Here is a 13,833-nt window from a genome sequence, read left to right on the forward strand (position 1 = left end):
AATCAGGAGCACTGCGATGAGTACCGACGATAAACGCATTCGCGAATTCGCCTATCAGATCTGGGAGTCCGAAGGTAAGCCTGCCGGGCAGGAAAAACGCCACTGGGAGATGGCGCGCAAACTGGCTGAAGCCGAAGCGCTTGCGCCCAGCAAGCCACCCAAGGCCGCGAGTAAATCGGCGGCCAGCAAGACCGATGGCGCCAAGCCTGCCGCAACCAAGGGCACCGCGGCCAAGACCGTCGCGAAAAACACCACGCCCAAGGCCAAGCCAGCGGCCAAACCTTCTGCGGCGACCGCAGCGATCGTGCCACCGGCGAACAAGGCCGCCGACAAAAAACCTCGGGCACCGCGCAAGCCGCCGGCGGTTTGAGTCGTCCTACCGGTCTCCTCGCCAAGTGGGAGCAACGCTTGCTCGCGAAACAGGCGCCTCGATGTCCGGAGGAACCCATCTTCGTCGCGGACAAGCCTTGCTCTCACAGTGAAGCAACTTTGTCCCACGTAACGGGATAAATCCCCTCGCCACAGGTGAAGGGTGATGCCATCCCCTTCAAGTGAACCGCATCGCTGTATCTGTCTGTTTTTTTGCAGGAGCAATTATGACCCGTCCAAATAAAACCACGCCGCCGCCCGTTATCGAGGCTTCGCGGATTCGTGAAGGGCTGCCTTTTCCACTGGGTGCAACCTGGGATGGCCTCGGGGTCAATTTCGCGCTGTTTTCAGCCAATGCCACTAAGGTCGAACTGTGCATTTTCGATGATGCCGGCGAAGTCGAACTCGAACGCATCGAGCTGCCGGAGTACACCGACGAGATTTACCACGGCTATCTGCCGGATGCCCACCCGGGATTGATCTATGGCTACCGGGTCTATGGCCCCTATGATCCGGCGAACGGCCATCGCTTCAACCCGAACAAGCTGTTGATCGACCCCTACGCCAAGCAACTGGTCGGCCAACTGAAGTGGTCCGAAGCCCTGTTCGGCTACACCATCGGCCACCCCGACGGCGACCTCAGTTTCGATGAGCGCGACAGCGCCCCGTTCGTTCCCAAGTGCAAAGTCATCGACCCCGCACACACCTGGGGCCACGACCAGCGCGTCAGCGTGCCTTGGGACAAGACCATCCTGTATGAAACCCACGTGCGCGGCCTCACCATGCGTCACCCGTCGGTGCCCGAGAACCTGCGCGGTACGTTCGCCGGGCTGATGGTCGACGATGTGCTGGAGCATATCCGCAAGCTGGGTGTCTCTTCGGTGGAACTGCTGCCCATCCATGCCTTCGTCAATGACCAGCACCTGCTGCACAAAGGCATGACCAATTACTGGGGCTACAACAGCATTGCCTTCTTCGCGCCTGACCCGCGCTACCTGGCCAGCGGCAAGATCGCCGAGTTCAAGGAGATGGTCGCCCACCTGCACGAGGCCAACCTGGAAGTCATCCTCGATGTGGTCTACAACCACACCGCCGAGGGCAACGAACAGGGCCCCACCCTGTCCATGCGCGGCATCGATAACGCCTCCTACTATCGGCTGATGCCCGACGACAAGCGCTACTACATCAACGACTCCGGAACCGGCAACACCCTGGACCTGAGCCATCCCTGCGTGCTGCAAATGGTCACTGACTCGCTGCGCTACTGGGCCACGGAAATGCACGTCGATGGCTTCCGCTTCGACCTGGCGACCATTCTCGGCCGTTACCATGACGGTTTCGACGAGCGCCACAGCTTCCTCGTCGCCTGCCGCCAGGATCCGGTGCTGCGCCAGGTGAAAATGATCGCCGAGCCTTGGGACTGTGGCCCCGGGGGCTACCAGGTCGGACACTTCCCGCCGGGTTGGGTCGAGTGGAACGACAAGTTCCGCGACACGGTACGAGCCTTCTGGAAGGGTGATGACGGCCAGCTTGCCGATTTTGCCAGCCGGATGACCGCCTCGGGCGAGATGTTCAATCAACGTGGCCGGCGGCCGTATGCGTCGGTGAACTTCGTCACCGCCCACGATGGTTTCACCTTGCATGACCTGGTGTCCTACAACGACAAGCACAACGAAGCCAACGACGAGAACAATCAGGACGGCAGCAATAACAACCTGTCCTGGAACCATGGTGTCGAAGGCCCGACGGATGATCCGGAGATCAACGCGCTGCGCCATCGGCAGATGCGCAACTTCTTCGCCACCCTGCTGCTGGCCCAAGGCACGCCGATGCTCGTCGCCGGCGACGAGTTCGCCCGTACCCAGCACGGCAACAACAACGCCTATTGCCAGGACAGCGAGATTGGCTGGGTCAACTGGGACTTGAGCGAGGATGGCGCGGCGCTGCTCAAGTTCGTCAAGCGCCTGATCAAGTTGCGCCTGACCTACCCGATCCTGCGACGCGGACGCTTCCTGGTGGGTAATTACAACGAGGACATCGGCGTCAAGGACGTGACGTGGCTGGCCCCGGACGGCAGTGAAATGACCATCGAACAATGGCAGGACAGCCATGGTCGCTGCCTCGGCATGCTGATGGATGGCCGCGCCCAGGAAACCGGTATTCGGCGCAAAGGGGGCGATGCGACGCTGCTGCTAGTGGTCAACGCCCATCATGACATCGTCAATTTCCGCTTGCCGGAAGTCCCGGAGGGCAGTTTCTGGACCTGCATGGTCGACACCAACCAGCCAACCGTTCGTGGGCAGGAGCGCTTCGATTTCGATTCCGAATACTCGGTCACCGGGCGCTCGCTGCTGCTGTTCGAGCTGCAACGCGAAGAAGAGGATTGAAATACCTGCTGTAAACAGCCATAAGGAACCGCAAGGACGCGGTTTTTTATTCCACACCGTCCAGATTCAAGAAAAAAATGCAGCTCAGATGCACATGTCACGAGACGGATCGGCTGACATGGTCAATACTTCCCCCTGCGGTAGTCTCCAGGATTCGGAGCGCTGTGAATCGCAGTCATGCCCCATCGGTGCCATCGGACAGTAGGCCCGGTGCATGGCTGAAAGATTGAATACATACAAGGATGTCGCTTATGAAGCCCGCCTCTCGCCTGCCTGGCCGGCAGCACCCGCAAATCTGGAACAGTGCTGCGCAACTGGCCGATATTCCGATCATCAGTACCCAGACCCTCATTCCCGCCGGCGCTCGCGCCGTCATCCTTGCCCCGCACCCGGGCGATGAGATCGGGGCCTGTGGCGGATTGCTGCAATTGCTGAACAATCTGGACCAGCCCATGTTGCTGATCTCGGTCACCGATGGCGCCCTGCTCCACCCCGGCTCACCGCTGTGGCACGACGAACGCCTGCGTGCCCACCGCCCTCACCCCCAGGAAAGCGTCGACGCCCTGCATCGCCTGGGTATCGACGCCCATGACCTGCAATGGGTGCGCGGCGGTTTTCCGGAAAAAAACCTGGCCGAACACGAAACCGAACTGGCCACGTTTATTGCCCGTCACCTGCAACCCGGTGACGTGGTGTTCAGCACTTGGCGCCAGGACGGCGACAGCGACCATGACACCGTCGGACGCGCCGGGGCCCTGGCCGCCGACAGGATCGGAGTGGCGTTCAACGAGCTGCCGGTGTGGGCCTGGCACTGGCCAGTCCGCGAGCAGAATAAGATCCCCTGGCACCGCGCCCGCAAACTGCGTCTCGACGTCTGGACCACCGCCCGCAAACGTCACGCCATGCACGCCTACGTCAGCCAACTCGCCGGCGAACCGGCGAGCGGCATCGCCCCACTGTTGCCCAGGGTCATCCTAGACAGGATGGGCTTGCCCTATGAGATTGTCTTCATCTGAACGCCTGCCTGCAGGAACTGGACTTGTTCGCGATGGCGGTGGTTCAGATACACCGCTATCGCGAGCAAGCTCGCTCCCACATTGGATCTTTGGGAATGCAACCTCTGCAGGCCCCCTGTGGGAGCGGTGGTGTACGCAACATCTGGGCACACAGCCAAAAAATGTGAAGCGAGCGTGCTTGCGATAGCGATCGGCGGGGACACGAAAAATCCGGAACTGCCGATGCCTTGGATCAGTCGCATGAACAAGTACGTCTGATTCAGGAGTGAACGTGACTCAAGATCCCGATTGGCGAGCTGTCGAACCAATGCCATCGGACGCGCCTGCGGCGGTTCATCGCCTGCGGGTCCTGACGGTCAACACTCATAAGGGCTTCACCGCCCTCAACCGGCGCTTCATCCTGCCCGAATTACGCGAAGCGGTGCGCAGTACCGGCGCCGATCTGGTGTTCCTGCAAGAAGTGCTCGGCGAACATGACCGCCATGCGTCACGCTACGAAAACTGGCCCCAGACGTCCCAGTACGAATTCCTCGCCGACAGCATGTGGAGCGACTTCGCCTATGGCCGTAATGCGGTCTACCCCGATGGCCACCATGGCAACGCCTTGCTTTCCAAGTACCCGATCCGCCAATTCCGCAATCTCGATGTGTCCATCACCGGCCCCGAGCGGCGCGGGTTGTTGCATTGCGTGCTGGATGTGCCAGGCCACGCCGCGGTCCACGGGATCTGCGTGCATTTGAGCCTGTTGGAAAGCCATCGCCAGTTACAGCTCAAACTGCTCTGCCAATTGCTCGATTCGCTGCCCGAGGACGCCCCGGTGATCATTGCCGGTGACTTCAACGACTGGCAACTGCGCGGAAACCTCGCTCTCGCCCGTCGAGGTTACTTGCACGAAGCCTTCGAACACCACCTCGGCCGCCCCGCCAGGACCTATCCGGCCCGCTTCCCGCTGTTGCGCCTGGACCGCATCTACCTGCGCAACGCCAGCAGTCATTCCCCGCAAATACTGGGCAACAAACCCTGGACCCACCTGAGCGATCATCTTCCGCTTTCGGTGGAAGTGCATTTGTAGCGCGCGCCCTCCCCACGCTTTTTGTCCGTGGACCTGTAAGTTCTGACAGTAGCGACGCTCTTTATTCGTTGCTAGCGTGCCATTCCATACAGCGAGCGTTGCCAGGCCCTGTGTGCCATCTGTTGCGCAACCGATGCTGAAACCGGTATCCATGGGGATGCCGATGCAGAGGGATAGCACATGATTCGGCACGATAAAGGTTTCAATCGGCTGTTCAACGCCTTGTGGGTATCGGCCCCCTTCCTGTTACCCGCACCCGCCGCGATGGCAGCGTGCACGCTGGCGCCAACCGCAGGCGATGACACCTATGTCTGCGACAGCGGCACCAGCCCCGGGCTGACGGACCTTTCAGGTAACAACCGCCTGACCATGCCCGCCAACGGCAGCGGCATCATTACCGGCGATGTCACGTTCGGCAGCGGCGTCGACACCATCGAGATCAACGCCAACGGCGTGATTGACGGTGATGTCCAGCAAGGCTCGGAAGCCGACGCTTTCATCATGAATGGCGGCAGGATTCTCTCCCTGGCCCAAGGCGACGGCCTCGATCAATTCCTGATGACCGGTGGCACCATCGTCGACGCCTTCGAAGACGGCGACATCGCCAGAATGACGGGCGGTACCATCGGCCGGGTCGACATGAAGCTCGATGACAACGTTTTCGATATGTCCGGCGGCAACATCATCGGCAACCTGGTGACCGGTTTCGGCCAGGACACCATCATCCTCTCCGCCGGACGCATCGGCGGCAATGTCAGTGTCAGCGGCGGCAACGACAGCATTACCGTCAGCGGCGGGGAAATCCTCGGCGAGGTCCGGGCCAGTGCCGGCGATGACCAGTTCCAGTGGAGCGGCGGCCTCATTCACTCGGCCATCTTGATGGGTGACGGCAGCGACACCGCGTTGTTAAGCAACCTCAATGAAACCCAGCTCGCTACCACACCCAGCCTGAACGGTGGCCTGGGCCAGGACGTCCTGACCTTCAGTGGCAGCACTTCCAGCACCGGCGCCCGTTATCTCAACTGGGAAACGGTCAACCTCACCCAGGGCTCGCAACTGGACCTTAACGACACGCTGACCTTGGGTGACAGCGCCACCGGCACCGGGACGCTCAATATCGAAAGCGGCAGCACGCTGACAGCGTCCCAAGGTGTCATCGCCCCTTTTACTGCCGGCCAGCTGGCGACGCTCAATAACGCCGGCACGGTGGACCTCACTCAGGGCAACACTCGTACCAACGATACCCTCACCGTCCAGGGCAATTACGTCGGCGACAACGGCCAGTTGCACGTGCAAACGGCAGTCGGCGCAGATGGCTCCGCCAGCGACAAACTGGTGGTCAATGGCGGGACGCTCACCGGCAATACCGCCATCACGGTCACGAACCTGGGTGGCACGGGTGCACTGACGACTCAGGATGGCATCGAAGTGGTCCAGGCCCAGGGTGGCGCGGTCAGTAACGTCAATGCCTTTTCGCTGGCGCAGTCCGTCTCGGCCGGTGCGTTCGATTACCGTTTGTTCAAGGGCGGCGTGAGCGGCAACCCAGACAACTGGTACCTGCGCTCCACTGTGGTCGCCGGACCGATAGCGGCCCCCATCCCAACGGCGCCTCCCGCGCCGGGCGCGCCCCCGGTCCCGACGCTACCGTCTTTGCCAACGGCCGTGCCCGGCGCGGCGCCTATCCCGTTGTATCGCCCGGAAGTGCCGACCTGGTCGGTATTGCCTCCGGCGGCGGCGCAACTGACCCTGATGGCCCTCGGCACGTTCCATGACCGTCAAGGCGACCAGCGCCTGCTCACCGAAACCGGCGCGTTCGGCGCGGGTTGGGGCCGGGTCTATGGCGTAGACCTGGATAAAACCTGGGCCGGTACGGTGACGCCACAGTTCGATGGATCGATCAAGGGGTTCCAGGTGGGCAACGACCTGTACAGCTCGCTTCTGTCCGGCGGCCAGACCCAGCGCATTGGCTTCTTCGTCGGGCACACGGAATTGAACGGCCATGTCAAAGGCTTCAACCTGGGTTTCGAAGGCCGGCACGCCGGCAAGATCGAACTCGACGGCGACAGCTACGGGCTCTACTGGACGCTCACCGACCCCAACGGCGGCTACGTCGACACCGTTGTGATGGGCACGCGATTGAACGGCGACAACCGTTCCGAGCGCGGCCTGAAAATCGACAATCGCGGGCACGCCTTGACCGCTTCGGCGGAGACCGGCTACCCCTTCAAGGTGACCACTGACTGGGACTTTGAACCCCAGGCCCAGATCATCTACCAAAAAGTGTCCCTGGATACCCAAAACGATGGGGTCTCCAAGGTCGAATTCGATTCCGACGGTACCTGGACCGGCCGCCTCGGTGCGCGCCTCAAGGGCCGCTACCAGGTCAGCGGCATGCCCGTGGAACCGTACTTGCGCGCCAATCTCTGGCATACGTTTTCCGGCACCGATTCGGTGATATTCGACGACACCGAACGGGTCCAGACCCAGCAGCGCGCCTCCACCGGCGACCTCGGGATTGGCGTCACCGTGAGCCTGGCGCCCACCGTCGCCCTGTACGCCGGCGCGAACTACAGCCAAAACCTCGACAGCAACCAGCAACACAGTGTCATGGGCAACGTCGGTTTGCGGATCAGTTGGTAGGCAGGTCTACGACAGAGGCTTGACGCCCGAATATCCACCACAATAACCAATTGAAATCAGCGCTTTATTAGCGCTGATTTCACCATGCCATTCATCGTTCATTTTCTTGACGCACCGCCATCAGTCTTCTTGACTACACCATACTACCCCCGGAAATACAGTCAGGGGCAGGCCTCTGGAACCCGTCAAGACGGGCCGCCAGAGGCTTGTCCCAATCCATTCGGTCGCCCCTCATTCGGGGTAGGAGAGACGCCAAAAAAGCGAGAAACGCATGCGATTGCAAGGCAGGCCCCCATGAAAACGTCCCTTCGCCCACAAGAGTTCACCACCACTTTCCATACCGTCTCGACTTCGTTGCTGCTGCTTTCATCCATGGAGGTCCAGGCCTGGCCTGCCGAGGAGAGCGTGCAGCCCTGGTACGACCGAACATCATTCACCCACCTCGATACCGCACTTGTTGGAAGTGAACCTCCTTCCGGCAAAAGCCCCACCCTGTTCACATTGCGCAACGACTACGGCCATACCCAGCGCATGGGACTGATCAGTGGGCAACACCAGATCATTTCAACCGGTGGCGGCCTGCTGGTGATGCCCGCGCTGGCCGACCCGGACAAAGATGTCCTCAACCTGAAAGGTTCGAGCCTAGGCGCCTATTGGAGCCTGACCGGCCCCGCAGGCTGGCATGTCGACCTGAGCGCCAGCGGCGGGCGGGTCAACGGCTACAGCCGCACCGAACAAGGCCAGCGCCAGGCCACCGAAGGCCATGCGGTGACGCTGTCGGTCGAAGGTGGCTTCCCTATCGGCATCAGCACCCACTGGGTGGTCGAACCCCAGGCGCAACTGATCAACCAGCGCGTCACCCTCGACACGCCGAATGCCGAGAGCGGCAGCACCGGCGATGAACTGAGCAGCTGGAGTGGCCGCGTTGGCGCACGCCTCAAAGGTAATTACCAGGTCAACGGCCTCGGCGTGGAGCCTTACCTGCGAACCAACCTGTGGCACACCGTCCAGAGCGCCGGCACGGTGTCCCTGGACAAGGTCGACAAGATCAGCAGCAGCCGAAAATCCTCCACCGTTGAAGTCGGCCTGGGCCTGGTGGCCCGGGTCACGCCGGTGGTAAGCCTGTATGTCAGCGCCGATTACAGCAGTGACGTCGACGACAACGACCTCAACGGCATCATTACCAGCATGGGGGTGCGGATGCGCTGGTGATCCCGATCCCGTAGCAGAAGCTATGTAGGAGCTGTGTAGGAGCTGTCGAGTGCAACGAGGCTGCGATCTTTTTATCTTCCGCTTGAAACTCAAGTGGCCAGGGAAAGATCGCAGCCTCGCTTCGCTCGGCAGCTCCTACAGCATCGTCCGGCGCAAGCGATCTGCTGCCACTTAAAAAACACCTCCATTAAGGCGTATAACGCTAAAAGCGTTTCATACCTGCAAGCCGTCCACCCATGGCTCATTTCATTGATGGAGTAACGACATGACCACAGCCCCCTTCCTCGCCAACCTGTTCCCCGGTGCCGCCGACATCCCCGACGCCTACCGCCTCGAAGGTCGGATCGAGCAGCGCGAATACCTGGTCGACGGCGTCCTGCAAACCTGGCAAGGGCCACTGGCCGTCGTCCGCAGCCCCGTCTACCTGACCGGCGAGCTGGGTGATGAACAAGTGATTCTCGGCAGCACCCCCCTGCTGGATGCCGAGACCGCTCTCACCGCCCTGGACGCCGCCGTACGGGCTTACGATCGCGGCCAGGGCCAATGGCCGACGATGCGCGTCGCCGAACGCATCCGCCATGTGGAAACCTTTCTGGCGCGCATGCGCGAGCAGCGCGAGGCCGTGGTCAAGTTGCTGATGTGGGAGATCGGAAAGAACCTCAAGGACTCCCAGAAGGAGTTCGACCGCACCTGCGATTACATCGTCGACACCATCAATGCCCTCAAGGAACTGGACCGCCGCTCCAGCCGGTTCGAGCTGGAACAGGACACCCTCGGGCAGATCCGCCGCGTTCCCCTGGGCGTGGCCTTGTGCATGGGGCCCTACAACTATCCGCTGAATGAAACCTTCACCACCCTGATTCCGGCCTTGATCATGGGCAACACCGTCGTGTTCAAGCCGGCCAAGCTCGGTGTGCTGCTGGTGCGGCCGCTGCTCGAAGCCTTCCGCGACAGCTTCCCGGCGGGTGTGATCAACGTGATCTACGGCAGCGGCCGGGAAACCGTCAGCGCGCTGATGGCCAGCGGCAAGATCGACATCTTCGCCTTCATTGGCACGAACAAGGCCGCCAGCGACCTGAAGAAGCTCCACCCGCGCCCGCACCGCTTGCGTGCCGCACTGGGTCTGGATGCGAAGAATCCCGGGCTGGTGCTGCCGGATGTGGACCTGGACAACGCGGTCAGCGAGGCGTTGACCGGCTCGCTGTCCTTCAACGGCCAACGCTGCACGGCGCTGAAAATCCTGTTTGTCCATGAAGACGTGGCACCGGCATTCATCGAGAAATTCAACGCCAAGCTGGCCGGCCTGAAACCCGGCATGCCGTGGGAAGACGGTGTGGCGCTGACGCCGCTGCCCGAGGCGGGCAAGGTCGACTACCTGCATTCACTGGTCGCCGATGCGGTCGCCAAGGGCGCGGAAGTGAAGAATGCCCACGGTGGCGAATCGCGCAATTCGTTCTTCTATCCGGCGGTGCTGTACCCGGTGAACACGGCGATGCGGGTCTACCACGAAGAACAGTTCGGCCCGGTCGTGCCCATCGTGCCGTACCGCGACCTCAATACCGTGGTCGATTACGTGCTGGAGTCCGACTTCGGCCAGCAGCTCAGCATTTTCGGCACCAACCCGGCACAAGTCGGCAAGCTGGTGGACACCTTCGCCAACCAGGTCGGCCGCATCAACATCAACGCCCAGTGCCAGCGTGGCCCGGACACCTTCCCGTTCAACGGCCGGAAGAACTCGGCCGAGGGCACCTTGTCCGTCCACGATGCGCTACGCACCTTTTCCATCCGCACGCTGGTGGCGACCAAGTTCCAGGAGAGCAACAAGGCGTTGATCAGCGACATCATCCGTGAGCGGGATTCCAACTTCCTGACCACGGACTACATCTTCTGAGCCACGTCTTCGCCCGAACGGTGGGCTACGACAGGGCTGGGCGACGCCACTTGATGCCCCAGCCCTGTTGCATGCCGGCAGCCGCCAGCAGGATCGCCGCCACCCCCAGCCATTGCAGCGGTTCGAGGCGATGGCCGAAGGCGAACCAGTCGACGAAGATCGCCGCGATCGGATAGATGAACGACAGCGCCCCGGTCAACGCGGTCGGCAACCGTTGGATGGCACTGTACAGCAGCACGTACATCACGCCGGTGTGCACCATGCCCAGGGTCAACAGGCTGGCCCAGGCCTGGGCGTGTTGCGGTAACGTCGAGAAGTTCGCCCAGGGCGCCAACAGCAACACGCCGGTGCTGACCTGGACCAGGGCGATCAGATGGGGCGGCGTGCCCGTCAGGCGCTTGATGATCAACGCCGCGACCGCGTACAACAACGCAGCCCCCAACGCCAACGCAATGCCCAGTAGATAGTCACCGCCACCCTGCCCTTGCTCACCATGGGCACTGACGATGGCCAGCATTCCGAGAAACGACACCGCCAGCCAGAACAGTTTTTGCGCGGTGATCTTCTCCCCCAGGAACAACGCCGCCAGCCCTACCAACATGAACGGCTGGACGTTGTACACCGCCGTGCCGATGGCGATCGAAGCACGGGAGTAAGAAGCAAATAACAACACCCAGTTACCGACGATCGCCACGCCACTGAGCACCGCCAGCAGGAAGGTGGTACGGGTGAGGATGCCGGGCCGCAAAAAGCCGAAGCCGGCGCAGATCAACAGCAACGTCACGGCACCGAACACGCAGCGCCAGAACACCACATCCAGCACCGGCAAACCGGAAACCAGCACGAACCAACCAATGGTTCCAGAGATCAGCATGGCGGCGGTCATTTCCAGCGAACCGCGGCGTAAGGTCTTGTCCATCTTCAGGCTCCTTCAGCAAGTGGGCACAGTATGCCGAGCCGACCGGGGCCTTCTCCATGGATTGAAAAAGGCTAAACTGCGTTTCGACCTTTTTTATCAAGGCAACTTCACGCATTCGCCTAATGGAGCTGAAATGACTGACGACATTGACCAGATCCTCATCAGCGCCCTGATGGAAGACTCCCGACGCTCCCTCAAGGCTCTGGCAAACCTCAGCGGCCTGTCCTCCCCCAGTGTCGCCGAACGTCTTCGCCGGCTCGAGGAACGCGGCGTGCTCAGGGGCTACACCGTCGAGGTGGACCCCAAGTGCTTCGGCTATCAACTCCAGGCCATCGTGCGTATCCGCCCGCTGCCAGGGCAGTTGCAGGAAGTGGAGCGGCAGATCCAGGCCATTGCTGAATTCACCGAATGCGACAAGGTCACAGGCGACGACTGCTTCATCGCGCGCCTGCATGTGCGCTCGATGGAACAGCTGGATACCTTGCTGGACAAGCTCAATGTCCACGCCGAGACCAATACGGCCATCGTCAAGAAGACCCCGGTCAAGCGGCGGTTGCCGCCGATGGCGTGAGTGGAAGCCGGCCTCGGATCGTCCGAGGCCGGGAAAGCGTGTTATTCGAGCTCTTCCAACTCGGGACTACGCTGCACTTTGTGCACTTGTTCCTCAGGCGCGTTGCTCGCTTTGATCAACCTGAGCGTCTGGAGCTTGGTGCAGGCATTGACGCCATCGGCATAGACGCCGCTGTGGTTGCACTTCCAGTCATAGAAATTGGCCAGGGCTCCGGACAGTTGCAGGCTGTAGTCCGTGCTTTGTGTGCCCGGGCTGAACGGTTGACCGGCCGGAATGTTCTGGAACCATTGCATCCAGACATCGCCTCCCACAGGTGGCGGGTTGGCCTGGAACGTCGGATTCATGATCGCCAATTGCTGGTACTCGGCAGTCATATGGCAACTCAGGCAGGACGCCTGGGGGTTGTCCACCGGCCCATTGAGTCGCCCGTTCCAACCCAGGTGGGTCGGTGGCAGCTCCTGGGTGGCATTGATCGCGGTCTGTTTCAGGGCCGGGTTGATCTTGGTGACCACCGGCTTGGGGTTGGTAAAGTCGTTGCCGGTTTCCTGGGGATCATTGCCCCACATGATCCCCACCGGTACCAGGTTGTTCCAATTCGCCTTGCCGGTCTTGGCGCCGTTGTATTGGAACGTGCCGAACAGCCAGCCGGTATCGCTCACACGGGTGTCGCGCACGGCAATGTCCATCTGAATCAGCGCCACCTTGGTGACGGAACGTTTTGTCGAGCTGAAGGTTTCGGTGGTGTAGGCGTTCCAGAGCAATGGGTTCGCCAGGAACGGCACCGTTTTGACGTCTATATCGGCGAACAGCGCCTTGCAGACCACCGTACCGTTGGCAAAGCTCTTGGGTTTGGAGGTATAGCTTGGGTCTGGATTATCCGGGTCTTTCCAGACCTGGCCGATGGTGTAGGCCCCTATGTCGTTATAGATACCCACCGCGTAGGTCTGCCCGCTTTCGGTCTGGGTACTTGCCAACTGCCCGGGCTGAATCGGTGCCTCCTTGGTCAGCCCGCTGATGCCTTCACGACCGTTGGGGCCGTAATGCTGCCAGGGCATGTGATACCACCGGCGAATCTTGTTGTTCTGTACCTTCCAGCCGATTTCAGTATTGCCTTCCAAGCAGTACTTCTTCACTTCCTCCATGTACGGGCGCCAGGTTTCGAAGTCATTGGAGAATGTCTTGGGCAAATGCCGGAAGAATGCCGGTACCGACGATGCGCCCGGGGCCACCTTCGGATAATCCTGGCTGAGCTGGAACGGCGCTCCGGAGTATGCACTCTTGGGCGGGGCGTAGCCGAAATCGGGGAAGACTCCGGCATGGACGCTAGCGGTGGACAGTGCCCCCGTCAGGGCCAGCCACGCGATGATCTTTCCTTGAGGCTGCTTCATCAATATCTCCTTATAGGGAAACGCCTGCTATCGCATCGGATTCCTGGCCGATGTGCAGGGCCTCCTTCTGTTATCAGGCTGCAGCACGATGCCCAAGCCTGCTCACGGTCCTGCGGAGTCGCCTTGATAGCCTCCCAAGCCCAACGAACGGCCACGACCAGACCGGGCTCGGTGGCCGAATACGTGATGGGGGGGAACTTCAGATAGGTAACCAGGCGATCCACTTCTTGCCTCCCATGGCAATACGCTTCCATTTCCATAGGTGTAGATCATTTATTCAAAGGTGCCATCTGTTTCAGATTTTTTGTTGGCCATTGGCCACAACCCGAAACACGGGCGAAAAAAAGCCCGCCGAAGCGGGCTTTTCG

Annotated in this window: 10 protein-coding genes; 8 read left to right on the top strand and 2 right to left on the bottom strand. The window is 61.1% G+C overall.

The window, feature by feature from the left end:
* Positions 1-16: 16 nt before the first annotated feature.
* The 7 genes from AB7M32_RS19125 (at position 17) to AB7M32_RS19155 (ending at position 10,587) form a co-directional block, all read left to right on the top strand.
* On the top strand, positions 17-370 hold the full coding sequence (locus tag AB7M32_RS19125; protein WP_072405681.1) for a DUF2934 domain-containing protein: 354 nt from the start codon (positions 17-19) through the stop codon (positions 368-370).
* A 226-nt stretch (positions 371-596) separates the two neighbouring features.
* Positions 597-2,756, top strand: coding sequence for a glycogen debranching protein GlgX (gene glgX / locus AB7M32_RS19130; RefSeq protein ID WP_072405682.1), 2,160 nt, complete (start codon positions 597-599; stop codon positions 2,754-2,756).
* Positions 2,757-3,007: 251 nt separating this feature from the next.
* Positions 3,008-3,772 carry a PIG-L deacetylase family protein gene (locus AB7M32_RS19135; RefSeq protein ID WP_454250967.1) on the top strand — a complete coding sequence of 255 codons (765 nt, stop codon included), beginning with the start codon at positions 3,008-3,010 and terminating at the stop codon, positions 3,770-3,772.
* A 307-nt stretch (positions 3,773-4,079) separates the two neighbouring features.
* A complete protein-coding gene (locus AB7M32_RS19140; RefSeq protein ID WP_454252170.1) occupies positions 4,080-4,844 on the top strand; it encodes an endonuclease/exonuclease/phosphatase family protein in 765 nt (254 codons plus the stop codon).
* 180 nt (positions 4,845-5,024) lie between these two features.
* Positions 5,025-7,484 (top strand): autotransporter family protein, encoded by a 2,460-nt coding sequence (locus AB7M32_RS19145; protein ID WP_454250968.1) that lies wholly within the window; start codon positions 5,025-5,027, stop codon positions 7,482-7,484.
* A 294-nt stretch (positions 7,485-7,778) separates the two neighbouring features.
* Positions 7,779-8,696, top strand: coding sequence for an autotransporter domain-containing protein (locus AB7M32_RS19150; protein WP_454250969.1), 918 nt, complete (start codon positions 7,779-7,781; stop codon positions 8,694-8,696).
* Between the two features lie 265 nt (positions 8,697-8,961).
* Positions 8,962-10,587 carry an NADP-dependent glyceraldehyde-3-phosphate dehydrogenase gene (locus AB7M32_RS19155; protein ID WP_454250970.1) on the top strand — a complete coding sequence of 542 codons (1,626 nt, stop codon included), beginning with the start codon at positions 8,962-8,964 and terminating at the stop codon, positions 10,585-10,587.
* A gap of 25 nt (positions 10,588-10,612) precedes the next feature.
* On the opposite strand, the gene AB7M32_RS19160 is transcribed toward AB7M32_RS19155, so the two are convergent.
* Entirely contained in the window at positions 10,613-11,506 is an 894-nt protein-coding gene (locus AB7M32_RS19160; protein ID WP_454250971.1) for a DMT family transporter, read from the bottom strand.
* Between the two features lie 133 nt (positions 11,507-11,639).
* On the opposite strand from AB7M32_RS19160, the gene AB7M32_RS19165 reads away from it, so the two are divergent.
* Positions 11,640-12,077 carry an Lrp/AsnC family transcriptional regulator gene (locus AB7M32_RS19165; RefSeq protein ID WP_003202176.1) on the top strand — a complete coding sequence of 146 codons (438 nt, stop codon included), beginning with the start codon at positions 11,640-11,642 and terminating at the stop codon, positions 12,075-12,077.
* A 41-nt stretch (positions 12,078-12,118) separates the two neighbouring features.
* Here AB7M32_RS19165 and AB7M32_RS19170 read toward each other — a convergent pair whose 3' ends face one another.
* Entirely contained in the window at positions 12,119-13,465 is a 1,347-nt protein-coding gene (locus tag AB7M32_RS19170) for a hypothetical protein (protein WP_454250972.1), read from the bottom strand.
* Positions 13,466-13,833: the final 368 nt, after the last annotated feature.

Source organism: Pseudomonas sp. R151218B TE3479 (assembly GCF_053629195.1).

What these genes read in the sequence shown, in the direction of transcription:
- AB7M32_RS19135 (WP_454250967.1), top strand. Translation starts at nt 3,008, where the DNA reads ATGAAGCCCGCCTCTCGCCTGCCTGGCCGGCAGCACCCGCAAATCTGG.
- AB7M32_RS19165 (WP_003202176.1), top strand. Translation starts at nt 11,640, where the DNA reads ATGACTGACGACATTGACCAGATCCTCATCAGCGCCCTGATGGAAGAC.
- AB7M32_RS19155 (WP_454250970.1), top strand. Translation starts at nt 8,962, where the DNA reads ATGACCACAGCCCCCTTCCTCGCCAACCTGTTCCCCGGTGCCGCCGAC.
- AB7M32_RS19125 (WP_072405681.1), top strand. Translation starts at nt 17, where the DNA reads ATGAGTACCGACGATAAACGCATTCGCGAATTCGCCTATCAGATCTGG.
- AB7M32_RS19160 (WP_454250971.1), bottom strand. Translation starts at nt 11,506, where the DNA reads ATGGACAAGACCTTACGCCGCGGTTCGCTGGAAATGACCGCCGCCATG.
- AB7M32_RS19170 (WP_454250972.1), bottom strand. Translation starts at nt 13,465, where the DNA reads ATGAAGCAGCCTCAAGGAAAGATCATCGCGTGGCTGGCCCTGACGGGG.
- AB7M32_RS19145 (WP_454250968.1), top strand. Translation starts at nt 5,025, where the DNA reads ATGATTCGGCACGATAAAGGTTTCAATCGGCTGTTCAACGCCTTGTGG.
- AB7M32_RS19140 (WP_454252170.1), top strand. Translation starts at nt 4,080, where the DNA reads ATGCCATCGGACGCGCCTGCGGCGGTTCATCGCCTGCGGGTCCTGACG.
- AB7M32_RS19150 (WP_454250969.1), top strand. Translation starts at nt 7,779, where the DNA reads ATGAAAACGTCCCTTCGCCCACAAGAGTTCACCACCACTTTCCATACC.
- glgX (WP_072405682.1), top strand. Translation starts at nt 597, where the DNA reads ATGACCCGTCCAAATAAAACCACGCCGCCGCCCGTTATCGAGGCTTCG.